The organism is Streptomyces sp. NPDC055140, assembly GCF_053607285.1.
Window position 1 is genome coordinate 25,645 of record NZ_JBSGTG010000041.1, and the last position, 22,267, is coordinate 47,911.

General features: G+C 72.3%; 20 protein-coding genes. 8 read left to right on the forward strand and 12 right to left on the reverse strand.

Going from position 1 to position 22,267, the window contains the following annotated elements; all coding sequences use genetic code 11:
* Positions 1-78 precede the first annotated feature (78 nt).
* On the reverse strand, positions 79-1,434 hold the full coding sequence (locus tag ACWFR4_RS42435; protein ID WP_453466506.1) for an aminotransferase class III-fold pyridoxal phosphate-dependent enzyme: 1,356 nt from the start codon (positions 1,432-1,434) through the stop codon (positions 79-81).
* A 63-nt stretch (positions 1,435-1,497) separates the two neighbouring features.
* Positions 1,498-2,340: a VTC domain-containing protein gene (locus ACWFR4_RS42440; RefSeq protein WP_453466504.1), complete on the reverse strand. Its 843-nt coding sequence runs from the start codon at positions 2,338-2,340 to the stop codon at positions 1,498-1,500.
* Positions 2,341-2,574: 234 nt separating this feature from the next.
* Between ACWFR4_RS42440 and ACWFR4_RS42445 the strand changes: the two genes are divergently transcribed.
* The 5 genes from ACWFR4_RS42445 to ACWFR4_RS42465 all read left to right on the forward strand — a co-directional run bounded on the left by ACWFR4_RS42445 (position 2,575) and on the right by ACWFR4_RS42465 (position 8,971).
* Positions 2,575-3,192 carry a DJ-1/PfpI family protein gene (locus ACWFR4_RS42445; RefSeq protein WP_453656849.1) on the forward strand — a complete coding sequence of 206 codons (618 nt, stop codon included), beginning with the start codon at positions 2,575-2,577 and terminating at the stop codon, positions 3,190-3,192.
* A complete protein-coding gene (locus tag ACWFR4_RS42450; protein ID WP_453656850.1) occupies positions 3,189-3,686 on the forward strand; it encodes a MarR family winged helix-turn-helix transcriptional regulator in 498 nt (165 codons plus the stop codon). Before ACWFR4_RS42445 ends, ACWFR4_RS42450 begins: the two co-directional genes overlap by 4 nt.
* 77 nt (positions 3,687-3,763) lie before the next feature.
* Positions 3,764-5,644, forward strand: a complete 1,881-nt coding sequence (locus tag ACWFR4_RS42455) for a protein kinase domain-containing protein (protein ID WP_453656851.1) — start codon at positions 3,764-3,766, stop codon at positions 5,642-5,644.
* A 142-nt stretch (positions 5,645-5,786) separates the two neighbouring features.
* On the forward strand, positions 5,787-7,340 hold the full coding sequence (locus ACWFR4_RS42460; RefSeq protein WP_453656852.1) for a substrate-binding domain-containing protein: 1,554 nt from the start codon (positions 5,787-5,789) through the stop codon (positions 7,338-7,340).
* 122 nt (positions 7,341-7,462) lie between these two features.
* Positions 7,463-8,971, forward strand: coding sequence for an FG-GAP and VCBS repeat-containing protein (locus ACWFR4_RS42465; RefSeq protein ID WP_453466495.1), 1,509 nt, complete (start codon positions 7,463-7,465; stop codon positions 8,969-8,971).
* Positions 8,972-9,039: 68 nt separating this feature from the next.
* Here the strand turns inward: ACWFR4_RS42465 and ACWFR4_RS42470 are convergent, their stop codons facing one another.
* Positions 9,040-10,323: an adenylosuccinate synthase gene (locus ACWFR4_RS42470; protein WP_266672685.1), complete on the reverse strand. Its 1,284-nt coding sequence runs from the start codon at positions 10,321-10,323 to the stop codon at positions 9,040-9,042.
* Positions 10,324-10,484: 161 nt separating this feature from the next.
* On the opposite strand from ACWFR4_RS42470, the gene ACWFR4_RS42475 reads away from it, so the two are divergent.
* A complete protein-coding gene (locus ACWFR4_RS42475) occupies positions 10,485-11,306 on the forward strand; it encodes a diacylglycerol kinase (protein ID WP_453462786.1) in 822 nt (273 codons plus the stop codon).
* An 8-nt stretch (positions 11,307-11,314) separates the two neighbouring features.
* Here ACWFR4_RS42475 and ACWFR4_RS42480 read toward each other — a convergent pair whose 3' ends face one another.
* Both ACWFR4_RS42480 and ACWFR4_RS42485 read right to left on the reverse strand, forming a co-directional pair.
* Positions 11,315-12,931 (reverse strand): ABC transporter permease, encoded by a 1,617-nt coding sequence (locus ACWFR4_RS42480; protein WP_453462783.1) that lies wholly within the window; start codon positions 12,929-12,931, stop codon positions 11,315-11,317.
* Complete coding sequence (locus tag ACWFR4_RS42485; RefSeq protein WP_453656853.1) at positions 12,928-13,881, reverse strand: ABC transporter ATP-binding protein; 954 nt, start codon at positions 13,879-13,881, stop codon at positions 12,928-12,930. Before ACWFR4_RS42485 ends, ACWFR4_RS42480 begins: the two co-directional genes overlap by 4 nt.
* A 92-nt stretch (positions 13,882-13,973) precedes the next feature.
* Here ACWFR4_RS42485 and ACWFR4_RS42490 point away from each other — a divergent pair, with 92 nt between their 5' ends.
* Positions 13,974-14,501, forward strand: coding sequence for a GbsR/MarR family transcriptional regulator (locus tag ACWFR4_RS42490; RefSeq protein WP_453462777.1), 528 nt, complete (start codon positions 13,974-13,976; stop codon positions 14,499-14,501).
* A 52-nt stretch (positions 14,502-14,553) separates the two neighbouring features.
* On the opposite strand, the gene ACWFR4_RS42495 is transcribed toward ACWFR4_RS42490, so the two are convergent.
* From ACWFR4_RS42495 to ACWFR4_RS42505, 3 genes are all read right to left on the reverse strand, one after another.
* Positions 14,554-15,222, reverse strand: coding sequence for a response regulator (locus ACWFR4_RS42495; protein ID WP_453462775.1), 669 nt, complete (start codon positions 15,220-15,222; stop codon positions 14,554-14,556).
* A 31-nt stretch (positions 15,223-15,253) separates the two neighbouring features.
* Positions 15,254-16,633: a sensor histidine kinase gene (locus ACWFR4_RS42500; protein ID WP_453656854.1), complete on the reverse strand. Its 1,380-nt coding sequence runs from the start codon at positions 16,631-16,633 to the stop codon at positions 15,254-15,256.
* A gap of 104 nt (positions 16,634-16,737) precedes the next feature.
* Positions 16,738-17,610: an alpha/beta hydrolase gene (locus ACWFR4_RS42505; protein ID WP_453462770.1), complete on the reverse strand. Its 873-nt coding sequence runs from the start codon at positions 17,608-17,610 to the stop codon at positions 16,738-16,740.
* 121 nt (positions 17,611-17,731) lie between these two features.
* On the opposite strand from ACWFR4_RS42505, the gene ACWFR4_RS42510 reads away from it, so the two are divergent.
* Entirely contained in the window at positions 17,732-18,382 is a 651-nt protein-coding gene (locus ACWFR4_RS42510; RefSeq protein ID WP_453656855.1) for a TetR/AcrR family transcriptional regulator, read from the forward strand.
* 7 nt (positions 18,383-18,389) lie between these two features.
* Here the strand turns inward: ACWFR4_RS42510 and kynU are convergent, their stop codons facing one another.
* The 4 genes from kynU to ACWFR4_RS42530 all read right to left on the reverse strand — a co-directional run bounded on the left by kynU (position 18,390) and on the right by ACWFR4_RS42530 (position 22,222).
* Complete coding sequence (kynU, locus tag ACWFR4_RS42515; protein WP_453462765.1) at positions 18,390-19,619, reverse strand: kynureninase; 1,230 nt, start codon at positions 19,617-19,619, stop codon at positions 18,390-18,392.
* The gene (locus ACWFR4_RS42520) at positions 19,612-20,451 is read right to left on the reverse strand and encodes a tryptophan 2,3-dioxygenase family protein (protein ID WP_453462762.1); all 840 of its coding nucleotides are present in this window, start codon (positions 20,449-20,451) and stop codon (positions 19,612-19,614) included. Before ACWFR4_RS42520 ends, kynU begins: the two co-directional genes overlap by 8 nt.
* Positions 20,452-20,609: 158 nt before the next feature.
* The gene (locus ACWFR4_RS42525) at positions 20,610-21,023 is read right to left on the reverse strand and encodes a DUF3151 domain-containing protein (RefSeq protein WP_100596404.1); all 414 of its coding nucleotides are present in this window, start codon (positions 21,021-21,023) and stop codon (positions 20,610-20,612) included.
* Positions 21,020-22,222 (reverse strand): MalY/PatB family protein, encoded by a 1,203-nt coding sequence (locus tag ACWFR4_RS42530; RefSeq protein ID WP_453656856.1) that lies wholly within the window; start codon positions 22,220-22,222, stop codon positions 21,020-21,022. The genes ACWFR4_RS42525 and ACWFR4_RS42530 overlap by 4 nt, the downstream gene beginning before the upstream one ends.
* Positions 22,223-22,267 lie beyond the last annotated feature (45 nt).

Genomic DNA, 22,267 nt, shown 5'->3' on the forward strand with positions numbered 1-22,267 from the left:
GTCGTCAGCTGGTGAGGCTGTTCCTGGTCAGCTGGTCAGCCTACGCACTACGGGGAGCGACACGGAGTACCTGTTTCCTTACGTCGTGTAGCCGTCCGCCACGGTCAGCGCCTCGTCGAGAGCGGCGAGGCCCTCCTTGGCCTCGGCCTCCGTGACGTTGCACGGCGGGACCACGTGGGTGCGGTTCATGTTGATGAAGGGCCACAGGCCGTTCTTCTTGGCGGCGGCGCCGAAGGCGGCCATCGGCGCGTTCGCCGCACCCGCCGCGTTGTACGGGGTCAGCGGCTCGCGGGTCGCCTTGTCCTTCACCAGCTCCAGGGCCCAGAACATGCCGAGTCCGCGGACCTCGCCCACCGACGGGTGGCGCTCGGCCAGCTCACGCAGCGCCGGGCCGATCAGCGTCTCGCCGAGGTGGGCGGCGTTCTCGACGACACGCTCCTCCTCCATGACGTTGATGGTGGCGACGGCCGCGGCGCAGGCCAGCGGGTGCCCGGAGTAGGTGAGGCCGCCCGGGTAGGGGCGCTTGCCGAACGTGTCGGCGATGGCGCCGGAGATGGCGACGCCGCCGAGCGGGACGTAGCCCGAGTTCACGCCCTTGGCGAAGGTCATCAGGTCGGGCACGACGTCGTAGTGGTCCGCGGCGAACCACTTGCCGGTGCGCCCGAAGCCCGCCATGACCTCGTCGAGTATGAAGACGATGCCGTGCCGGTCGCACAGCTCGCGCACGCCCTGGAGGTAGCCGGGCGGCGGCGTCATGATGCCGGCGGTGCCGGGCACGGTCTCCAGGATGATCGCGGCGATCGTGGCCGGGCCCTCGAAGACAATGGTGTCCTCGAGGTGCTGGAGCGCGCGCTCACACTCCTGCTGCTCGGTCTCCGAGTAGAACGCGGAGCGGTACAGGAACGGCGCCCAGAAGTGGACGACGCCCGCCGCGCCCTGGTCGCTCGGCCAGCGGCGCGGGTCGCCGGTCAGGTTGATCGCGGTGGAGGTGGCGCCGTGGTACGAGCGGTAGGCGGAGAGCACCTTGTGGCGGCCCGTGTGCAGACGGGCCATGCGGGTGGCGTTCTCCACCGCCTCGGCGCCGCCGTTGGTGAAGAAGATCTTGTCCAGGTCACCCGGGGTCCGCTCGGCGATGAGGCGTGCGGCCTCGGAGCGGGCCTCGACGGCGAACGCGGGCGCGAAGGTCGTGAGGGAGGCGGCCTGCTCCTGGATCGCGGCGACGACCTTCGGGTGCTGGTACCCGATGTTCGTGAAGACGAGGCCGGAGGTGAAGTCGAGGTAGCGGTTGCCGTCGTAGTCCCAGAAGTACGAGCCTTCGGCGCCGGCGACGGCGAGCGGGTCGATGAGCTCCTGTGCGGACCAGGAGTGGAACACGTGCGCACGGTCCGCGGCCTTGACGGCGGCGCCGACCTGGGGATTCGGCTGAGGGGTCATGGGCCCGAGGGTAAATGTCCGCATGGTGGAAGGACCATCGGCGTCCTGTCTGTGGGACGGCCGCTAACGCGACACACTGTCGCCCTCGCTCGGAGGCACCGCCCCGGGAAACAGGGTCCGCACCGCGTCTTTCCACGGTCCGGCCGCCAGCTCGGGCCGCAGCGCGGCGAGTCCCCCGCAGTACTTGCCGAACGCGACGGGCGCCACCCCGAACCGGGCAAGGAGCCGGTCCGCGTCCGTCGGCCGCCCCGGCGCTCCCGCCTTGGTCTCCACGAGCACGGACCCGCCGTCCGCCCGCACCGCGCGCCCCCGCCCCGCGTCGCGCACGACGAGCCCCGCGTCGCAGGTGAGCCGCTGCCCGTCGGCCACGAACGTCGCGCGCCGGTATTCGGTGACGACGCGGGCGGCCAGCTCCTGCGGCGCCCCGATGCCGTACGTACCGCGCAGGAGACCGGTGACGAAGGCGCGCCGGGTGTCGTCGAGGGGGTGGTCGCCCTCGCCCAGAAGGGTCCGGTGCTTGACCGTCCCGCCGTCCGCGCAGCGCACCTTGAGCTCCAACTGCCGCTTCCCGCTGTCCTCGTAGAGCCGCTCCCTGATGCCGAAGCGGGGCGCGCGTTCCTGCGCGTGGTCGTGGAAGCTGCGCAGGGCGGGGGTGTCGTAGTGCGTCGAGCGGTATCCGAACCAGCGGCGGCCGCCGACGGACAGGGCGCGGTAGGGGCCGCCCGGCCTGCGGGGGTCGGTGAGCAGGGCGGCGAAGTCCTGGAAGAGCTCGACGGGGACGAGATAGCTGTGTCCGTGGTGGCGCAGCAGCGGGGCCTCGGTGTCGGTCCCGTCGAGTCCGACGGGGCGGGCGGCGAGCGCGGCGCGCGCGAGGGCGCGGACGGCGACTGGCGTCCTGTTCAGCACACGGTCTCCTCGGTCTGGGGAGGTCGTAGACGTGAAGGGGTACGTCGTGACGTGGTCGTCGTGGTTCGTCGTGAAGTAGTACGTACCGGATCGCAAGATCGTTCCGATTGACGGAAACAAATTTCCACGAAATGGTCGGCCGCATGGAGCGGAATTGACAGCACACTGTCGTAATGGCAGCATGCTGTCATAGGCACTAGGCAGTGACAGGTACCCGAGGTTCTGGAGGACACCATGACCGCCGGCCGCACCGAGAAGCCCGTACACCTCGCCGTCTACGACACGCTCGCCGACTGGGAGTCGGGGCACGCCACCGCACACCTGGCCCGCGGCGGTTACGGGATCCGCACCGTCGCGCTCGACGCCGGACGGGCCGTCACCACCATCGGCGGCGTACGCATCCAGCCCGACCTGGCCCTCGACGACCTGCGCCCCGAGGACAGCTCGCTGCTGATCCTCACCGGCGCCGACCTCTGGGACACCGGTGACGGCCTCGCACCCTTCGCCCGCAAGGCCCGCGCCTTCCTCGACGCGGGTGTGCCGGTCGCCGCGATCTGCGGCGCCACCGCCGGACTCGCCCGCGAGGGTCTGCTCGACGACCGGGCGCACACCAGCGCCGTCCCCGTGTACCTCGACGCCACCGGCTACAAGGGCGGCGAGCACTACGTCGACGCGGACGCCGTGCCGGACGGCGGCCTGATCACCGCCGGGCCGACCGAACCGGTCGCGTTCGCGCGCGAAGTCCTCGGCGGGCTCGGGGTGTTCGAGGGCGAGCTGCTCGACGCCTGGTACCGCCTGTTCCACAACTCGGACGTGACGGCGTACGAAACCCTCCAGGGAGCGCAGGAGTGAGCAGGGCGCGCCAGGACCTGCTGAGCCGGACCGCGCTCGGCGTCTTCCGGCTCAACGGCCAGTTCCTGTCCGTCTCCGAGGAGCTGTCACGGCCCGCGGGGCTCACCGCCGCCCGGTGGCAGGTGCTCGGCGCGGTCCTGCCCGAGCCGCTGCCCGTCGCCGGCATCGCGCGCGTCATGGGCATCACCCGCCAGAGCGTGCAGCGCGTCGCCGACCTGCTCGTCACCCAGGGCCTCGCCGCGTACGAGCCGAACCCGGCCCACCGGCGCGCCAAGCTCCTGGCCCCCACCGGGGAGGGCCGCGCGGCGATCGCGCGGATCGGCCCCGGCCACGCGGCCCTCGCGGACCGGCTCGCGGCGGCGCTCGGCGAGGACGAACTCGCCGCGACGGTGCGGACGCTCGAACGGCTGTCGGCGGCACTGGACGAGGTGACGGATCACCCCAGGGATCACCCGACGGCCCACCCCGCGGCCCACCCTGTTACGGAACCGTAGACGCCGCCCCGTCCCCAGTGTCACAACCTCCCACTATTCTCGGGATGTTGGTCACATATGGGGGAGGGTGGCGCGACATGGAGAAGCTGGGGGCGGGAGATCCGCAGCGCATCGGTGCGTACCGGCTGCTGGCGCGGCTCGGGGCGGGCGGGATGGGCCAGGTCTATCTGGCACGCTCGGACCGCGGTCGCACGGTGGCGGTCAAACTGGTGCGCCAGGAGCTCGCCGAGCAGGAGGAGTTCAGGAATCGGTTCCGGCTCGAGGTGCGGGCCGCGCGGCAGGTCGGCGGGGAGTGGACCGCGCCGGTCCTCGACGCGGACACCGAGGCGGACATCCCCTGGGTGGCCACGGGTTACGTGGCGGGGCCCTCGCTCCAGACGGTCGTCTCGCACGACCACGGCGCGCTGCCCGAGCGCTCCGTGCGGATCCTCGCGGCGGGCCTCACGCACGCGCTCAAGGACATCCACACCGCGGGCCTCATCCACCGCGACCTGAAGCCGTCGAACGTCCTGGTGACGATCGACGGACCCCGCGTCATCGACTTCGGCATCGCCCGCGCCCTGGAGACCGTGACGGACGGCGGCCTCACGAGAACGGGCGCCCTCGTGGGCTCGCCCGGCTTCATGGCTCCGGAGCAGGTGCGCGGCGACCGGATCACCCCGGCCTGCGACGTGTTCTGCCTCGGCTCGGTCCTCGCCTACGCGGCGTCGGGCGCACTGCCGTTCGGCACGGCCAACAGCGGGGTGCACGCCCTGATGTTCCGTATCGCCCAGGAGGAACCCGACCTCGAAGGTCTCCCGGAGGGCCTCCAGGAGCTCGTACGGGACTGTCTGCACAAGGACCCCTCGTCCCGCCCGACCCTGGAACAGCTTCTGGAGCGGACCGGTGCCGAGGACACGCTCGGCGACGGCGGACGCACGCGTGACCCGTGGCTGCCGGGGGCTCTGGTGGCCCAACTGGGGCGGCACGCCGTGCAGTTGCTGGACACGGAGGACCCCGACGGCGCGACCGGGGCGACCTCCGGGAAGCCGCCCAGCCTCTCCAAGGAGACGCCCTCACCCGCCACGCCCGCCGCGCCCGCAGAGACCGGCGACGGCGGGCCGACCCCTCCCCCGCCCGGCAAGCCCGGCGCCGCCCCCGTCAACCACCTTCCGACGATGATCTCCCCCTCCGGCCCGTCGGCCCCCGCGCTCCCGCCGGCGGCTCCGCCCGCCTCCGCCGCGTACGGGTACCCGCACCCGCACCCCCAGGCACCCGTCTACGGCTATCCGCAGCAGGGCGGCTGGGGTGGCGGGACCCCGCCCTACGGCCCCGCCGCCACGCCCCCGTACGGGCCCGGCGTCGTCCCCATCGGCGCGCCGCAGCCGGAACCGCGGCGCAGCGGGCGCTCCACGGCGGCGCTGATCGTGGTGGCACTCGTCGTGGCGCTCGGCGCGGGCGGATCGGTGTACGCGCTGATGAAGGACGACGGCAAGTCGGCCTCCCAGAGCGAGGACCCCAAGCAGCCGACGTCCGGCGGGCCCACGAGCCAGGGACCCTCGACGAGCGGCCCCAGTTCGCAGGACCCCGCGACCTCGCAGCCGCCCGAGTCCTCCGAACCGCCCGCGGGCGGGGACGTGCCCACCGAGTTCCTCGGCACCTGGTCCGCCTCGATCGACAACGCCACGGGCCACAACACCCGCCGTCTGGACATCCAGCAGGGCAGCCCCGGGGACACGGTCCTGTCGATGACGGCGGACGGACCGCTCCAGGGCGGCAGCACGTACCACTGCGTGTTCCAGGGCACGCTGGTGTCGGCCTCCGGCGGGACGCTGCGCATCGGCGCCACCGACGTCGTCTCCGGCCCCGCCGGTTCGTGCAGTCCGGGCAAGCCGAGCACGGTCGAGGTGCTCTCGTCGGGCGAACTGCGCCGCACGATGAACAACGGCGACGAGCTGACGTACACGAAGGGCGGCTGAACACCCCGCCCGCTGGGCCGAGTTGAACGGAAGGGTTTCGTCCGGCGAACATCCGTCGACGGGCCCGCCGTTCCGCCCCCGGCCCGCCGCCCGCTTCGTACGGTGACCGCACAATCAAGTCGGTCACCCGTGCGAGGGGCTCATGAGCTGGTTCGATGTCGACGTCGTCATGGGTGGCGCCGGTGTGCTCATCGGCATCGCGTCCATCGCCGCGCCCGTGTGGATCGACCGCCGCGCGCCGCGTCGCAAACGCATCGGCTACCGCAAGCAGATGGACACGGTCATAGGCGGCAGCAACCGCGCCGGGGCCAGCAACGTACGGCTCGGACTCTTCGACGAGATGCCCGAGATGTCCGACGCGACGCTCGTCCTCCTGCGCATCGAGAACGACGGCTCGGTGCCCATCGGCCGGGACGACTACACGGACTCGTCACCGCACCACGGCCTGACCGCCGTGTTCGAGGACCGCACCGTCCGGGGTGTGGCCGTCACGCTGCCGCCCGAGGCGGAGCACCTGATGGGCCATTTCCACCAGGGTCCGGGACTGGTCAGTTCTGGCAGCGCGCTGCGCATCCCGCGGGTGCCGCTCAACCCCGGCGCGTACTACAAGCTCCTCGTCCTGCTCACCGGCGGACCGGTCGACAGCGACACCACCGTCCAAGGCGATGTCGAGGGCGGTGAGCTGCACGAGAACCACAGCGTCACGCCCGACGAGAAGCCCCCCGTGTTCGGCTTCTGGGCACGCCGGGTGACCGGCCTCCTGAGCGCCTCCGTCATCGCACTCGCGGCCCTCGCCCTGTGGCCCGACACCCCGCCGCCGCCCGACTACTGCGAGAAGGGCACGCTCACGGTCACCGGCTCGACGGCGTTCGCGCCGGTCGCCGAGGAGCTGAAGCAGAAGTACGAGGAGCACTGCCCGGATGTGACGATCACGGTCAGCGCCCACGGCAGCCAGACCGGCGTACGGGAACTCGCCCTCGGCGGCGCGCAGGGATCGGGGGCCGCCGGACAGCCGGCCAAGGGATCACCGGCCGTGGTCGCCTTCTCCGACGGGCCGCGCCCCGCGAGCTACACCCAGCTCAGCGAGAACCACGTCGCCGTCTCCCTCTTCACCCTCGTCGTCAACGACCGGGTCCGGCTCAGGAACCTGCGGGTCGCCGACGTACGCCGCCTCTACCGCGGTGAGATCCGCTCCTGGGCCCAGCTCGGCGGACCCGACCTGCCCGTCGTCCTGGTCAGCCGCACCTCGGGCTCCGGCACCCGCCGCGCGCTCCAGGACCGGGTCCTCGCCGGCGGCGAGGAGCCCCGCACCTCGTCGGACGACTGCACCGACAGGACGGTGCGGTCGGTGCCCGTACTGCGCTGCGAACTCGACTCCACCGACCAGGTCCTGGACGCCGTCGCCCGCATCCCCGGGGCGCTCGGCTACAGCGAACTGCGCGCCGCCACCGAGCTGAAGGGCCTGCACCGCCTCTCCCTCGACGGCCACGCGCCGGACATCGACCACATCGAGTCGAGCGGCTACCCGTACCGCGAGATCGAGTTCGCCTACACCTATGGCCGCCCGCCCGCCGACTCCCTCGCCTCCAGCTTCCTGGCCTACGCGATCCGTGGCCCCGGCCAGGACGTGATCCGCACCCACGGCCATCTGCCGTGCGGGACGCCGGTGGGGCTGCGGATCTGCGGAAAGGAGTGACGGCCCCGCTCCACGGAACTCCCCCCAGAAAAAGGCCCGATGGCGCCTACAACCTTCGGCCTCCGGCACGGGTCTCCTGATCACCAAAACCGCCATGCCGAGCCGCCGCAGGAGAATCCGCCATGCCGAAGCACAAGCGCACCCCCGCCGTCAGACCGGGCCGTGGCCGCATCGCGGCCGCGACGGCCGCCGCGGCCGCACTCACCGGAGGCCTCGTCTCCCTGTCGGCAGGCGCCGCGTCGGCGACGCCCGGCGCCTCCGCGACCCAGCCGCACGAGGCCGACTTCAACCTCGACGGCTACCCGGACGTCGCCGTCTCCTCTCCCGAGGCATCCGTCGACGGCCACGCGAAGGCCGGGCAGATCACGGTGTTCTACGGCTCGGCGAACGGGATCAGCGCCGCGAAGCGCGCCACCCTCACCCAGAGTTCCACGGGCGTGCCGGGCACTGCCGAGTCCGGCGACCTCTTCGGATACGTCACCTCACCGGGCGACTTCAACCGTGACGGCTTCACCGACCTCGCCGTAGGTACCCCCTACGAGGACATGCCCGGCGACACCGACGGCGGGACCGTCACCATCCTGTGGGGCTCCTCCGGAGGGCTGAAGGGCGGCACCACCATCGCGGACCCGGCGCCCTCGAGCCACGACCGGTTCGGCTTCGACGTCGCGGCGGGCGACTTCGACGGCGACGGGAAGACCGACCTCGTGACGGCGGACAGCAGCAAGTCCGTCCGCGTCTTCAAGAGCGGCATCGCCAAGTCGGGCACGGTCGGCTCGGTCACCGCCGTCACCACCCCGGTGCGGGCGACCAGCCCGTACCACCTGCGCAAGCTCACGGCCGGCGACGTGAACGCCGACGGCAAGGACGACCTCGTCGTCAGCGGCAACAACGCCACCAGCGACGGCGACTACCTCGCCAACTACTACCTGCCCGGCACCGCGTCCGGCCCGTCCGCCAGCGCCACCGCGCTGCCGGGCGGCGTGATCAGCGACATCGGGGACATCAACGGCGACGGTTTCGGCGACGTGGTCACCGGCCTGACCTCGGACGCCTCCAACTCCGAAGAGCAGCCCGGCACGTCCACCGGTGGCGACATCCACGTCACGTACGGCTCCGCCACCGGACCGGACGGTGGCACCACCGTGATCTCCCAGGACACCGCGGGCGTCCCTGGCACCGGTGAGGCGTCGGACCTGTTCGGCTGGGAGGTGAGCGTCGGCGACATCAACGGCGACGGCCTCTCCGACATCGCCGTCGGCACCATCGCCGAGGACGGCGCGGCCTCGGGAACGGGCGACAGCGGCGCCGTGACCGTCCTGTACGGCTCGGCCTCGGGCGTCACGGGAACCGGCGCCCAGACCTTCACCCAGGACACGGCGGGCGTCCCGGGCACCAGCGAGTACAAGGACGCGTTCGGCACCGACGTCCTGCTGTCGGACTTCAACGCCGACGGCAGGTCGGACCTGGCCATCGGTGCCGGCGGCGAGAACGAGGGCAACGGCGCGGTCACCGTCCTCAAGTCCAGCGGCGGCAGGATCACCACGACGGGCGCGGTGTCGCTCTCGCCCTCGGCGGTGGGCGTGTCCACGTCCGGCACACCGCAGTTCGGCTCGGTCTTCGGAGGCTGACCGCACATGCGAAGGCGCCCCGGCCCGCCGAAGCGGACCGGGGCGCCTGCTGTTCCGGGGCGCGGGGCCTAGAGGAAGGAGTTGACCTCGATGGTCTCGGTGCGGCCGGGGCCGACGCCGATCGCGGAGATCGGGGCGCCCGACATCTCCTCCAGGGCCTTCACGTACGCCTGCGCGTTCTTCGGCAGGTCGGAGAAGGTCTTGGCCTTGGTGATGTCCTCGGACCAGCCCGGCAGGTACTCGTAGACCGGCTTCGCGTGGTGGAAGTCGCTCTGGGAGTACGGGAGTTCCTCGACGCGCTTGCCGTCGATCTCGTACGCGACGCAGACGGGGATCTGCTCCCAGCCCGTGAGCACGTCCAGCTTCGTGAGGAAGAAGTCCGTCAGGCCGTTCACGCGGGTCGCGTAGCGGGCGATGACCGCGTCGAACCAGCCGCAGCGGCGGTCACGGCCGGTGGTGACACCGCGCTCGCCGCCGATGCGGCGCAGCGCCTCGCCGTCCTCGTCGAACAGCTCGGTCGGGAACGGGCCCGCGCCGACACGGGTCGTGTACGCCTTGAGGATGCCGATGACGCGGCTGATCTTCGTCGGGCCGACGCCCGCACCCGTGCAGGCGCCGCCCGCGGTCGGGTTCGACGACGTCACGAAGGGATACGTGCCGTGGTCGATGTCGAGCAGCGTGCCCTGGCCACCCTCGAAGAGGACGACCTTGTCGTCGTCGAGGGCCTTGTTCAGGATCAGGGTGGTGTCGGCGACGTAGCCCTTGATCTGCTCCGCGTAGCCGAGCAGCTCCTCGACGACCTGCTCCGCCTCGATGGCGCGCCGGTTGAAGACCTTGGTGAGGAGCTGGTTCTTGCCCTCGAGCGCCGCTTCGACCTTCTGGGTGAGGATCGACTCGTCGTAGAGGTCCTGGACGCGGATGCCGACGCGGTTGATCTTGTCCGCGTACGTCGGGCCGATACCGCGGCCGGTGGTGCCGATCTTGCGCTTGCCGAGGAAGCGTTCCGTCACCTTGTCGACGGTCACGTTGTACGGCGTGATGATGTGCGCGTTGCCGCTGAGCAGCAGCTTCGACGTGTCGACGCCGCGCTCGTTCAGTCCACTCAGCTCGGAGAGCAGGACCGACGGGTCGACGACGACACCGTTTCCGATGACCGGCGTGCACTCCGGCGAGAGGATCCCGGAAGGGAGGAGGTGGAGCGCATACTTCTGGTCGCCTACGACGACCGTGTGACCGGCGTTGTTGCCGCCCTGGTAGCGCACCACATAGTCCACGGATCCACCGAGCAGGTCGGTGGCCTTTCCCTTGCCTTCGTCACCCCACTGAGCACCGAGCAGCACAAGTGCGGGCACAGGCGTACACCCCTTCCGGGCGGGGCAAGACCAAGGTCAGGGGCCGTAGCCGCCTGTATGGGTGTGCCTTGGTGTGCCCCGGAATAGACCAAGCCCCTGGCGCAATAGCGCAAGGGGCTCTTGCACCAAGATGCTACCCGAGGAAGCGAGGCAGGACCGAGGTGGCGGCTTTTGACCAGCTACTGGTGGTCGTCGATCCGGTCGCCCGGCGTGCGGACGGCGAGTCGGTACGCATCGCGAAGGACGTGCTCGGCGCCGGTGCGACGGTGAAGATATGCCTGCCGGACGGACCGGAGGAATTCGCGAAGGCGCTGGTCAGAAGGGGTTCCCGGCGGCCGGTGGTGATCGGGGACGACCGGGCGCTGCTGCGCGCGGTGGCCCTGCTGCACCGCGAGCGCGAGCTGGCGGGTTCCGTCATCTCGTTCGTTCCGGTCGGGGCGAGTCTCTCGCTGGCGCGCTCCCTCGGCGTGCCGACCGACGCGGTGGCGGCGGCACGGGCGGCCCTGGAGGGCGTCGCGCGGCGGCTCGATCTGCTCGTCGACGACTCCGACGGGGTGGTGCTCGGGGATCTGCGGATCCCGCCCGTGGCGCACCCGGCGGCCCTGGGTTCCGACCCCGCGCACCACTGGCTGCGCACCTGCCAGTCCCTCGTCCGCACGCTCGCGGCGCGACCGCCGCGTATGACGGCGCCCGCGGCGGGGCCGCAGCGGCTGCGGGTCGAGGCGGACGGGGTGACGCTGGTCGATCTGGACCGGCCGGTCGAGGGCGTGAGCGTGGCCCCGGACGCGGCGGGCCGGGCCAGCGTCGAGGTCAGGCCGTCCTCGGTGGGCGCGGAGGCGGGGCCCCTGCGGGTCCTCGCGCACTCGGTGACGGTGTCGGGCCCCGACTTCCGCTACCGCGCGGACCAGGTGGTGGGCGGCCCCGTACGCACCCGCACGTGGACGGTACGGGCGGATGCGTGGGGGCTGACACTGCCGAAGTGACGTGACGGTCAGTTCGACAGGTCCCGGCGGCGCAGGCCCGTCAGGCCCGCCGCGACGAGCACCACCGCGATCACCAGCAGGGTCAGGACCGGGGTCCACGCCATCTCGCCGCCCGGCAGCTTCGGCAGGTGGCCGAACGGGGAGAGGTTCATGACCGGCTGCGGGAGGTCGAACGCCGGGCCGATCCAGCCGATCAGAAGGGCGATGCCCGCGACGGCCCAGGCCGCCACCGCCGCCCTCGGGAACACCCCGAACAGCAGCACGGCAAGGCCGCCGATGACCCAGATCGCGGCGAGCTGCGTGAGGCAGGCGCCCAGGACGGGGCCGACGTTCTTGCCGTAGCCGATCCCGAGGCCGAGGCCGCCGAGCACCATGATCAGCGCGGCGCCGCCGAAGGCGATGGCCAGATGGCCCGCCGCCCACCGCAGTCGGCCGACCGCGGCCGCGAGGACCGGCTCGGCGCGCTGCGAGGTCTCCTCGCCGCTGAGGCGGAGCACCGACGAGACGATGTAGAGCGCGGCGACCATGCCGAGCATGCCGACCATCGTGGCGAGGAACGCGTCCGTGACACCGGACTGGCCGCCCATCCGCTCGATGATGTCGCGCGTCTTCTGGTTGTCGCCGACGAGATCCGTCGCGCCCTGCGTCATCCCGCCGAACGCGATGCCGGCGACGAGGAACCCGGCGCTCCACCCGAACACGCTGCCGCGCTGGAGCCGCCAGGCGAGCGCGCCCGCCGTGCCGAGCCGGCCCGAGGCGGGTCCGGGGCGGCTCGGCAGGAAGCTCATCCCGATGTCGCGCCGCCCGGCGAGCCCGTACGCGGCCGCCCCCTGCGCGGCGACGCCCGCCACGAACAGGAGCAGCACCCACCAGCGTTCGTCCGCGAACGCCCGTGTGTTCTCCAGCCAGCCGAGCGGCGACAGCCAGGTCAGAACCGACGAACGGTCCGCTGTCCCCGCGTCCCCGGCCGCGCGCAGCACGAACGCGAGGCCGAGCACCGCCGACGTGAGGCCCTTGGCGAGGCGCGCGCTCTCCGTGAGCTGCGCGACGATCGCCGCCATCGTGGCGAACACCATGCCGGTCGCCGCGATCGCGAGCCCCAACGCCAGCGCTCCTCCGCCGCCTTGGGAGGCGAGGCCCCCCGCGACCAGCAGGGCGGTGGCCGCGTTGGCGACGAGCGCCGCGAGCAGCGCGGCGGTCAGCGGGGCGCGCCGCCCCACCATCGCCGACGACACCAGCTCCTGCCGCCCGCTCTCCTCCTCGTCCCGGGTGTGCCGTACGACGATGAGCAGGCTCATGATGGCGGCGAACAGCCCGCCGTAGACCCCGATGCGCCACGCGGTGAGTCCGCCGATCGAGTCGGCGAAGACCGGCCCGTACAAGGCGCGCATCGAGCTGTTCGTGGCCATCGACTGTGCGATGTCGGCGCGCTCGGCGGCGGTGCTGTACACGCTCTTCAGCGAGCCCGGCATCGACAGGACCATCATGAGGACGACGGCGACCCAGACGGGGATCATGACGCGGTCGCGGCGCAGGGCGAGCCTCAACAGGGTTCCCGTGCCCGCGAGTTGGCGAGCCCCGGCGGCGCGGGGGGCGAATCGCGTGTCGGCCACGGCGGCGGTCATCGCGACACCGCCCCTTCGGCGGCGCGGGCGCCCTCGGCCCCCTCCGCACCATCATCCTGGTAGTGCCGCAGGAACAGCTCCTCCAGCGTGGGCGGGGTGCTGGCGAGCGACCGTACGCCGGAGCCGGTGAGCGAGCGGAGCACCGCGTCGAGCTTGTCGCTGTCGACCTGGAGCTTGACGCGCAGGCCCTGGATGTCCAGGTCGTGCACGCCGGGGAGGTGGGCGAGTCCGTTGGGCGCGGAGGCGAGTTCGGCGGTGACGCTGGTGCGGGTCAGGTGCCGCAGCTCGCTGAGCGACCCGGTCTCGACGGTCCGGCCCTTGCGGATGATGCTGATCCGGTCGCAGAGCGACTCGACCTCGCTGAGGATGTGCGACGACAGCAGCACGGTCTGGCCCCGCTCGCGGGCGGCCTCCTTGACGCACTCCTGGAAGACCTCCTCCATCAGCGGGTCGAGGCCGGAGGTCGGCTCGTCGAGGATGAGGACGTCCACGTCGGACGCGAACGCGGCGACCAGGGCGACCTTCTGCCGGTTGCCCTTGGAGTAGGTGCGGCCCTTCTTGGTCGGGTCGAGCTCGAACCGCTCGATCAGGTCCGCCCGGCGCGCCTTGTCGAGGCCGCCCGCCCGTCGCCCGCCATGCAGCCGCCCGTAGAGGTCGATGACCTCGCCGCCGCTGAGGTTGCGCCACAGCGTGACGTCGCCCGGCACGTACGCGACCTTGCGGTGCAGGGCGACGGCATCGGCCCAGGGGTCGCCGCCGAGCAGCTGCACCGCGCCGGAGTCGGCGCGCAGCAGGCCGAGCAGGACGCGGATGGTGGTGGACTTCCCGGCGCCGTTGGGGCCGAGGAAGCCGTGCACCTCGCCGGCCTCGACGTCCAGGTCGAGGCCGTCCAGAGCGTGCATCTTGCCGAACGACTTGTGCAGTCCGGAGACGGTCATTGCCTTCGTCATGTTTCAGAACGTACGCTACTTTCACAAACTTGTGAAGTTAAGGAAGCGTATAAACTCGAGGCTGCACGTCACCCAGGGGAGATGATCGGGACATGAGCGCGACGAAGGACGGCGACAGCGGCACCGGGGCGGGCCGGGACGGCGGCGAGGCGGCGGTGTCACGCTTCGTGGAGCGATTCGCCGCGGAGATGACCGAGGCCGGGATGCAGCGGATGGCCTCCCGCGTCTTCGCGTCGCTGCTCGCCTCCGACGAGAGCGCGCTGACCTCCGCCGAGCTCTCCGAGCGGCTGCAGATCAGCCCGGCGGCGGTGTCCGGGGCGGTGCGCTATCTGACGCAGGCGGGCATGGTCGGCCGCGAGCGGGAGCCCGGCTCGCGGCGCGACCGCTACCGGCTCCACAACGACCTGTGGTTCGAGACGTTCACCCGCCGCGACCAGCTCCTCGCGCGCTGGGAGAAGGTCCTGCGCGACGGGGTGGAATCACTGGGCCCGGACAGCCCCGCGGGCCTGCGGCTCGCCGAGACGGCTGCGTTCATGCAGTTCCTGGACGGCGAGCTGAAGGGCCTGATGACGCGGTGGCACGCGCACCGCGAGACGCTCGACCTCGGCCCCCGGACTTGACCGGCCCCCTTGCCTGCGCCGACTGCCTGCCCCGGCCACCTGCGCCGACTGCCTACGCGGGCCTGACCAGCCGCGCCTCGTACGCGAAGACCGCTGCCTGGGTGCGGTCGCGCAGGCCCAGCTTCACGAGGACCCGGCTGACGTGGGTCTTGATGGTCGACTCGGCGACGACCAGCCGTCCGGCGATCTCCGCGTTCGACAGGCCCTGGGCGATCAGGACCAGCACCTCCGTCTCGCGCTCCGTCAGTTCACCGAACGCCTCCGGGTTCGCCACCGCCGGCAGCTTCGGGATCTCGGACAGCTTGGAGAACTCCGTGATCAGGCGGCGGGTGACCGAGGGGGCGAGGAGCGCCTCGCCCTGGGCCACCACCCTTACGCCGTCGGCCAGTTGGCGGGCCGAGGCGTCCTTGAGGAGGAAGCCGGAGGCGCCGGCGCGCAGGGCCTGGTAGACGTACTCGTCGAGGTCGAAGGTGGTCAGGACGAGCACCTTCGCGCTGCCGTCCATCGCGGCGATCTCGCGGGTGGCCTCGATGCCGTTCAGCTCCGGCATGCGGATGTCCATGAGGACGACGTCCGGGGAGAGCTCACGGACCCGGGCGATGGCCTCGCGGCCGTTGACCGCCTCGCCGACGACCTCGATGTCGGGCATCGCGTTGAGCAGCACCGAGAAGCCCTCGCGGACCATCATCTGGTCGTCGGCGATCAGTACGCGGATGGTCATGCGGGGTCTCCCGGTTCCAGTACGCGGATGGTCATGCGGGATCTCCCGACCGGTCCGTCGCCGTCGTCGCTTCCGGCTCCGGCCTGGGCTCCGGCGCGGCCACCGGCACGAACGCCGCCACCTCGTAGCCGCCGTCCGCCGTGGGGCCCGCCGTCATCTCGCCGCTCAGCATCGCGATGCGCTCCCGCATGCCCGTGATCCCGTGGCCCGCGCCCGGCGAGGGCTTGACCAGACCCGTCGGCGGGCCGTTCACGATGCGCAGGCCCAGCCCCCCGAGGACGTACGACACCTCGACGCGCGCCTCGGCGCCGGGCGCGTGCCGCAGCGCGTTGCTCAGCGCCTCCTGCACGATGCGGTACGCCGACAGCTCGACGCCCTGCGGCAGGTCGCGGACCGCGCCGGTGACCGTCTGCCCGACCCGGAGCCCGGCCTCCCGCACGTTCTCCAGGAGCCTGCCGAGGTCGGCGAGCGTCGGCTGCGGGGCGTCGGGCGCCTCGTAGTCCTCTGCCCGTACGACGCCGAGGACCCGGCGCAGCTCGGTCAGCGCCGCCACCGCGTTCTCGCGGATCGTGACGAACGCCTGCTCCAGCTCCGGGGGCGGGTTCTCCACGCGGTAGGGCGCGGCCTCCGCCTGGATCGCGACGACCGACATGTGGTGCGCGACCACGTCGTGCAGCTCGCGGGCGATGTTCGTGCGCTCCTCCAGGAGCGTGCGCTTGTCCCGCTCCACCGCCGTGACCTGGCGCTGCGCGGTCATCTCCACCTTCGCCTCGCGCCTGATGTGCACCGACGTGGTGACGAGGAGCGCGAGCGCGGAGACGAAGAGCATCGGCGCGGTGTCCGGGTCCATGCTGTACCAGAAGACCGACGCGAAGAAGCCGAAGGCGGCCGTGCCCGCCCACATCCAGGCCGCCGTGCGGGGCCGGGTCCTGGCCGCGACCACTGTCATCACGACGAGGTGCGCGAAGAACCCGGCGGGCGCCCACGGAGCGCCGAATCCGTCCCCTCCCATGATCGCGACGAACGGCGTCGACACGAGGGATATCCACCACGCCCCGACCGGTCTGATCAGCGTCATCGCCACGGCGAGTGCCGGGACGAGCCCGGACAGCGCGTGGATCACGCCGCCGCCCATCGAGTCGCCGACGGCGAACGCGATCAGCAGCGTGAACAGGGCGGCGCCCAGGACCACGGCGTGCGGTGTCCACACCGCGTAGCGGCGCACCCGATCCGGCAGCCGCCCGACCAGCGGGCCGTCCGGCGACCACGGCGGCAGCGGACGGTAGGCGAAGGGATCTTTGAACAGGTCCTGCCGCAGGCCGCTCAGCGCGCCGGCGGCGAGACGGTACTCGGGGCTGCGGCTCTTGGCCGCCGTAGGCATCGTCCGGGTCTGGGTCTGGGTCTCGGTCACGTACAGCACCGTAAGCGGCGGCCCGTCCCGAAGGCGTCCCACGGGAGGAGGGTCCTGGGCCCTCCGTCGCAGGTACTACATGCTCCCGCCAGGGCCGGGCGCCGTCACCACGCCAGCTGGGCGATCTCCTCCGCCACCACGGCGCACGCGTCCGCGGCGGGGTCGATCAGCGGGAAGTGACCGATGTCCTCCAGGAGGGTGAGCCCCACGACCTCGCCCGCCTTCGCCGCCGCGTCCGCGTAGGCCTCCGCGACCGCGTAGGGCACCGTCGTGTCCGCCCGCCCCTGCACCAGCGTCGTCGCGATGCCCGTGGGCAGCAGCGCGGCGGGGTCCGCGTACGGCAGCCGCTCCTCGAACACGGCCTCGCCGCCCAGGAATTGGGCGGGTGCGCCCGAGCAGACGTCGAGGTCGCGGGCCGTCACGAAGTCGGCGATCGGGGCGAGCGCGACGACGCCGCGCAGCGGTGCGGGGGCGGCGGTGTGCCAGGGCGCGTCCTCGGGCAGCAGATGCCGTGCGGCGGCCCACAGGGCCAGCTGCCCTCCGGCGGAGTGCCCCACGACGACGGTACGCCGCGGGTCACCTTGCGGCAGCACTTCCCTTACGAGGCGGGGGAGGGCGTCGAGGGCGGCGGCGATGTCGTCGAACGTCTCGGGCCAGCGCCCCGCCACCGGACCCGTGCCGCCCTGCTGGGGCAGTGAACTCCCGCGCCGGTACTCGATGTTGGCGACCGCGAAACCGCGCCGTGCCAGGAAGTCGGCGAACGGCGTGAGGTGCTGCCGGTCGTAGGGGGCGCGCCACGCACCGCCGTGCAGGACCACCACCAGGGGCGCGGAATCCGCGCCGTCACGGGGCGCGTAGAAGTCGACGACCTGGTCCGGGTGATCCCCGTACGCGGCGGTGACGTCGGGCGGGACCACTGGGTGCGAGAAGGCCGATGCCTCTTCGGCCTCGTCGCGGGCGGCGGCGTCGTCCGGCATGCTCCAACCTCTCAGCGTCACGGCGGAATTGGAAAGTATGCGGACGCTACCAGGCCGGTGACGTGGGCGGACACACACCGTAACCGGATAAACGGTTCCCTTGTGCCGTTACCCTGACCGTATGCCCGAACAAGCAGAGCCCGGGACCGCCTCGTCGGCCCCCGGCACCGTGCAGGCGGAGCCCGGCACCGTCCGTCCCGGTGGGCGCACGGCACGGGTCCGCACCGCCGTCCTCGACGCCGCCGGTGACGTGCTCGCCGAACAGGGCTTCGCCCATCTCGACCTGGCGGACGTCGCGCGGCGCGCGGAGGTCGGCAAGACGACGGTGTACCGGCGCTGGGGCTCGGTCACGGGGCTCGTCGCCGATCTCCTCGCCGACATGGCCGAGCAGTCGCTGCCGCGCACCGACACCGGCACCCTGCGCGGCGACCTGCGGGCCAACGCCCGCCTGGTGCGGCGCACGCTGGCCGACCCCCGCCAGGGCGCCCTGTTCCGAGCCGTCATCGCCGCCGCCACCTGCGACGACAGGACGTCGGCGGCCCTGCGCCGCTTCTACGAGGTGCGGGTCGCCGAGTGGGCGCCGTGCGTGGAACAGGCCGTGCAGCGCGGCGAGTTGAGGCCCGGCACGGACCCGGCCGCCGTCGTACGCGCCGTGTCCGCACCCCTCTACTACCAGCTCCTGACGGCCGGATCCGCGCCGACCGAAGCCGACGCGGACCAGGCCGCCGACGCCGCCGTCGCGGCGGCGGAAGCGGGCGTCTACACCGCCTGAGGCGTCCCTACACCGCCGCGGCCGCCAGCTGATCCGCGAGGACCCGCGCGGCCCGCTCCACCTCGGCGAACCCGAGGTACAGCGGGGTGAAGCCGAACCGCAGCACGTCAGGGGCGCGGTAGTCGCCGACGACACCCGCGGAGATCAGCCGCCCCATGACGGCCCCGGCGTCGTCGGCGCGCAGCGCCACCTGGCTGCCGCGCTCGGCGTGCGCCGACGGCGTCACCGACTCGACCCGCCCCGCGGGCACATACGCCTCGACGCACTCCAGGAAGAAGTCCGTCAGCGCGAGCGACTTGGCGCGCACCGCGTCGACCGGCACCCCGTCCCAGACGTCGAGCGCCGCCTCCAGGGCGAGCATGGACAGGATGTCGGGAGTGCCGACCCTGCCCCGCACCGCCCCGTCCCCGGCCTCGTAGGAGGGCCGCATCCCGAACGGCTCGGCGTGCGAGTTCCACCCCGGCAGCGGCGAGTCGAAGCGGCTCTGGAGATCACTGCGCACATACAGGTACGCGGGTGAACCGGGGCCGCCGTTCAGGTACTTGTAGGTGCAGCCGATCGCGAGGTCGACCCCGTGCTCGTCGAGCCCGACCGGCAGGGCGCCCGCGCTGTGGCACAGGTCCCAGACGGACACGGCGCCCGCGCGGCGCACCGCGGCGGTCAGCGCGGGCAGGTCGTGCAGGCGGCCCGTGCGGTAGTCGACGTGGTTGAGGAGCACCGCGGCCGTACGGTCGCCGAGCGCGCCCGGGACCTCCGCGGGGGTCAGCGGACGCAGCGTGCAGCCCGTCATCCGGGCGGCGGACTCGGCGATGTACCCGTCGGTGGGGAACGTCGTCGCGTCGACGAGGATCTCGTCGCGCCCCTCACCGGCCAACCGCACCGCGCCCACCAGCGCCTTGAACACATTGACGCTGGTCGAGTCGCCGACGACGATCTGCCCCTCGGCGGCACCGACGAGGGGCGCGATCCGGTCGCCGATCCGCTCGGGCGCCGTCCACCAGCCCGACTCGGTCCAGGAACGGATGCGCAGCTCGCCCCACTGCCGGCGCACGACGTCCTCGACGCGCCCCGGCACATGCGCGGGGAGCGCGCCGAGCGAGTTGCCGTCGAGGTACACGGTGTCGCCGGCGTCGTCCAGGACGAACCGCTCGCGCAGCTTGCCCAGCTCGTCGGCGGCGTCCAGCTCCAGGGCCTTACCGGCCAGGGCGGTCACGTCGGAGGCGGTCACGTCAGACATGGGACCTCGCTGTCCACAGCTCGGGGAACACGTTCTTCTGCGCGCGCTTCTCCAGCCAGGCCACGCCCGCGGAGCCGCCCGTGCCCGTCTTGGCGCCCATCGCCCTGCGGGTCGCCACCAGATGGTCGTTGCGCCATCGCCACACCAGCTCGGCGACGTCGGTGAGGGCCTCGCCGAGGCGGGCGAGCTCGTCGCCCTCGTCACCGGCGTACAGCGCGGTCCACACGGCCTCGACCTCGGGGGACGGCACGTACTTCTGTGCCACGTCCCGCTTGAGCACGGCCTCGGGGACGGCGTGGCCGCGGCGGGCGAGCAGCCGCAGCACCTCGTCGTACAGGCTCGGCTCCTCCAGCGCCTTCTCCAGCTCCGCGTACACGCGCGGCGCGCCCCGGTGCGGGACGAGCATGGAGGCGGACTTCTCGCCGAGCAGGAACTCCATGCGCCGGTACATCGCCGACTGGAAGCCGGAGCCCTCGCCGAGAGCGGCCCGGTAGGAGTTGAACTGCGCGGGGGTCAGCTGGCCGAGCGGGCGCCACGACGCGTTCAGCGCGTCCAGCTCGCGCACGGAGCGCTTCAGGGCGGCCACCGCGGTCGGCACGTCGTCGCCGCGCAGGGCCCGCGATGCGGTCTCCCACTCGTGGACGATGACCGTGAACCACAGCTCCATCACCTGGGTCGTGACCAGGAAGACCATCTCTCCGGGGTCGTCGGAGCGGGTGTGCTGGAGGTGGGTGAGGACGTCGGCCTGGACATAGTCCTCGTAAGGCGTGGTCCCCGCAAAGTCGAGATACGGCGTCTCTGGCTCGTTCGACTCGTGAGCCTCGTGGGACATCGCTGTCTCCTTGAACGTACTCCGGGTAGCGGTCCGCCCCTGCCGAATTCCGGCACGGGGGCCCCGGTCCCCACGGGCATCCTCCGCAATCGTCCCCCGAAACGGCAAGGCCCGCCCGGTCACATCGTCACGGGCGGGCCTGGAGAAAGTGCGGGAATCTAGCCCAGGGTCTGGGCCGCGGCGGGCGAGGAGTCCTTGAGGAACTGCGCGCAGCGCTCGTACTCCGCCTGCTCGCCGATGGACTGCGCGGCGCGCGCGAGGGCGTGCAGGGCACGCAGGAAGCCGCGGTTCGGCTCGTGCTCCCACGGCACCGGGCCGTGGCCCTTCCAGCCCGCGCGGCGCAGGGAGTCCAGGCCGCGGTGGTAGCCGGTGCGGGCGTACGCGTACGACTCGACGACGCTGCCGCGCTCGTACGCCTCGTCGGCGAGACGCGCCCAGGCGAGGGAGGAGGTCGGGTACTTCGCGGCGACATCGGCGGGCGCCGTACCGCTCGCGAGCAGCTCGCGCGGCTCCGGGTCGTCGGGCAGCTCGGTCGGGGGCGGTCCCCCGAGAAGGTTCTCGTGAAGGCTCATGGGTTCCAGTCTGCGCCATGACCGGCGGTGCGTTCCATGCCGGTGATCGCGAGCCTGCCCAGCGCCCGCACCAGCGCGTCCGCGCCCGCCTCGGCCTTGGCGCGCGGGCAGCCGACGTTCAGGCGGACGAATCCGGGTGCCCCATAGGTGGCGCCCGGCATGATCGCCACGCGCTCCCGCTCGACGAGCTCCCGCTGGAGCGCGTCGTCGTCGACGCCGAGGGGACGCAGATCGATCCAGGCGAGATAGCCGGCCTGCGGCGGCCGCCACCCGAGCCCGGGGAACGCGGCGTCCAGCCGCTCCGCGAGCATCGCCAGGTTCCCGTGCGTGTACTCCCGTACGCCGTCCAGCCACGCCCCGCCCTCGCGGTACGCGGCGATGTGCGCGGTCAGCGACAGGACGGCCGGCGAGGCGAGGCCCTCGGCGGTGTCCATGCGCCGCACGAACTCGGCATGGTCGTCCGGATCGCCGACGAAGCCGTAACTCCCGCTCAGGGCAGGGAAGTTGAAGGCCTTGGTGGCAGAGGTGACGAGCGCCCAGCGCAGGCCCTCGCCGTACGGCGTCCACGGGCGGTGGACGTGGCCGGTGTGCGTGAGGTCGGCGTGGATCTCGTCGCTGATGACGGCGACTCCGTGGCGCCGGGCGAGGTCCGCGATCCGGATCAGCTCCGCGTCCGTCCACACCTTGCCCGTGGGGTTGTGCGGCGAGCACAGGATCAGGACCCGGCTGTCGGGCCGCGCCAGCTCCCGCTCCAGACCCGCCCAGTCGTCGACACCGGCGGTGCGCATCTCGCGGCCGAGCCCGGTGACCGCCTTGCGGAAGCCGTCGTACGTGGGGGTGTGCACGACGACGCCGTCGCCGGGGCGCGTCCACATGCGCAGGAGCTGGGCCATCTGATTGAGCACGGACGGGGCGTACACGAGCCCGTCCACGTCGACCTCGGTGCCGTACCGGGTCGCGAACCAGTCGCGCACGGCGCCACGGAAGTCGTCGTGCCGCCAGTCCGTGTACCCGAACACGCCGTGCGCGAGCCGGGACCCGAGCGCCGCGAGGACCTCGGGGGCGCACGCGAAGTCCATGTCGGAAATGGTGAACGGCAGCAGATCGGGCACCGCGAACCGGTCCGCGACCCCGTCCCACTGGACGCACCACGTGCCGCGCCGGTCGACCGGGGTGTCGAAGTCGTAGCGCACAGTCATCTCCCTCCGGGAACGCCGGAGGCCCGGCACCCCAGGAAGAGGAGT

Excerpts from the sequence above, each read along its gene's own strand:
- ACWFR4_RS42510 (WP_453656855.1), top strand. The coding sequence starts at position 17,732 with ATGCCCGAACAAGCAGAGCCCGGGACCGCCTCGTCGGCCCCCGGCACC.
- ACWFR4_RS42460 (WP_453656852.1), top strand. The coding sequence starts at position 5,787 with ATGAGCTGGTTCGATGTCGACGTCGTCATGGGTGGCGCCGGTGTGCTC.
- ACWFR4_RS42525 (WP_100596404.1), bottom strand. The coding sequence starts at position 21,023 with ATGAGCCTTCACGAGAACCTTCTCGGGGGACCGCCCCCGACCGAGCTG.
- ACWFR4_RS42505 (WP_453462770.1), bottom strand. The coding sequence starts at position 17,610 with ATGCCGGACGACGCCGCCGCCCGCGACGAGGCCGAAGAGGCATCGGCC.
- ACWFR4_RS42465 (WP_453466495.1), top strand. The coding sequence starts at position 7,463 with ATGCCGAAGCACAAGCGCACCCCCGCCGTCAGACCGGGCCGTGGCCGC.
- ACWFR4_RS42490 (WP_453462777.1), top strand. The coding sequence starts at position 13,974 with ATGAGCGCGACGAAGGACGGCGACAGCGGCACCGGGGCGGGCCGGGAC.
- ACWFR4_RS42530 (WP_453656856.1), bottom strand. The coding sequence starts at position 22,222 with ATGACTGTGCGCTACGACTTCGACACCCCGGTCGACCGGCGCGGCACG.
- ACWFR4_RS42485 (WP_453656853.1), bottom strand. The coding sequence starts at position 13,881 with ATGACGAAGGCAATGACCGTCTCCGGACTGCACAAGTCGTTCGGCAAG.
- ACWFR4_RS42520 (WP_453462762.1), bottom strand. The coding sequence starts at position 20,451 with ATGTCCCACGAGGCTCACGAGTCGAACGAGCCAGAGACGCCGTATCTC.
- ACWFR4_RS42495 (WP_453462775.1), bottom strand. The coding sequence starts at position 15,222 with ATGACCATCCGCGTACTGATCGCCGACGACCAGATGATGGTCCGCGAG.
- ACWFR4_RS42435 (WP_453466506.1), bottom strand. The coding sequence starts at position 1,434 with ATGACCCCTCAGCCGAATCCCCAGGTCGGCGCCGCCGTCAAGGCCGCG.
- ACWFR4_RS42480 (WP_453462783.1), bottom strand. The coding sequence starts at position 12,931 with ATGACCGCCGCCGTGGCCGACACGCGATTCGCCCCCCGCGCCGCCGGG.
- kynU (WP_453462765.1), bottom strand. The coding sequence starts at position 19,619 with ATGTCTGACGTGACCGCCTCCGACGTGACCGCCCTGGCCGGTAAGGCC.
- ACWFR4_RS42455 (WP_453656851.1), top strand. The coding sequence starts at position 3,764 with ATGGAGAAGCTGGGGGCGGGAGATCCGCAGCGCATCGGTGCGTACCGG.
- ACWFR4_RS42445 (WP_453656849.1), top strand. The coding sequence starts at position 2,575 with ATGACCGCCGGCCGCACCGAGAAGCCCGTACACCTCGCCGTCTACGAC.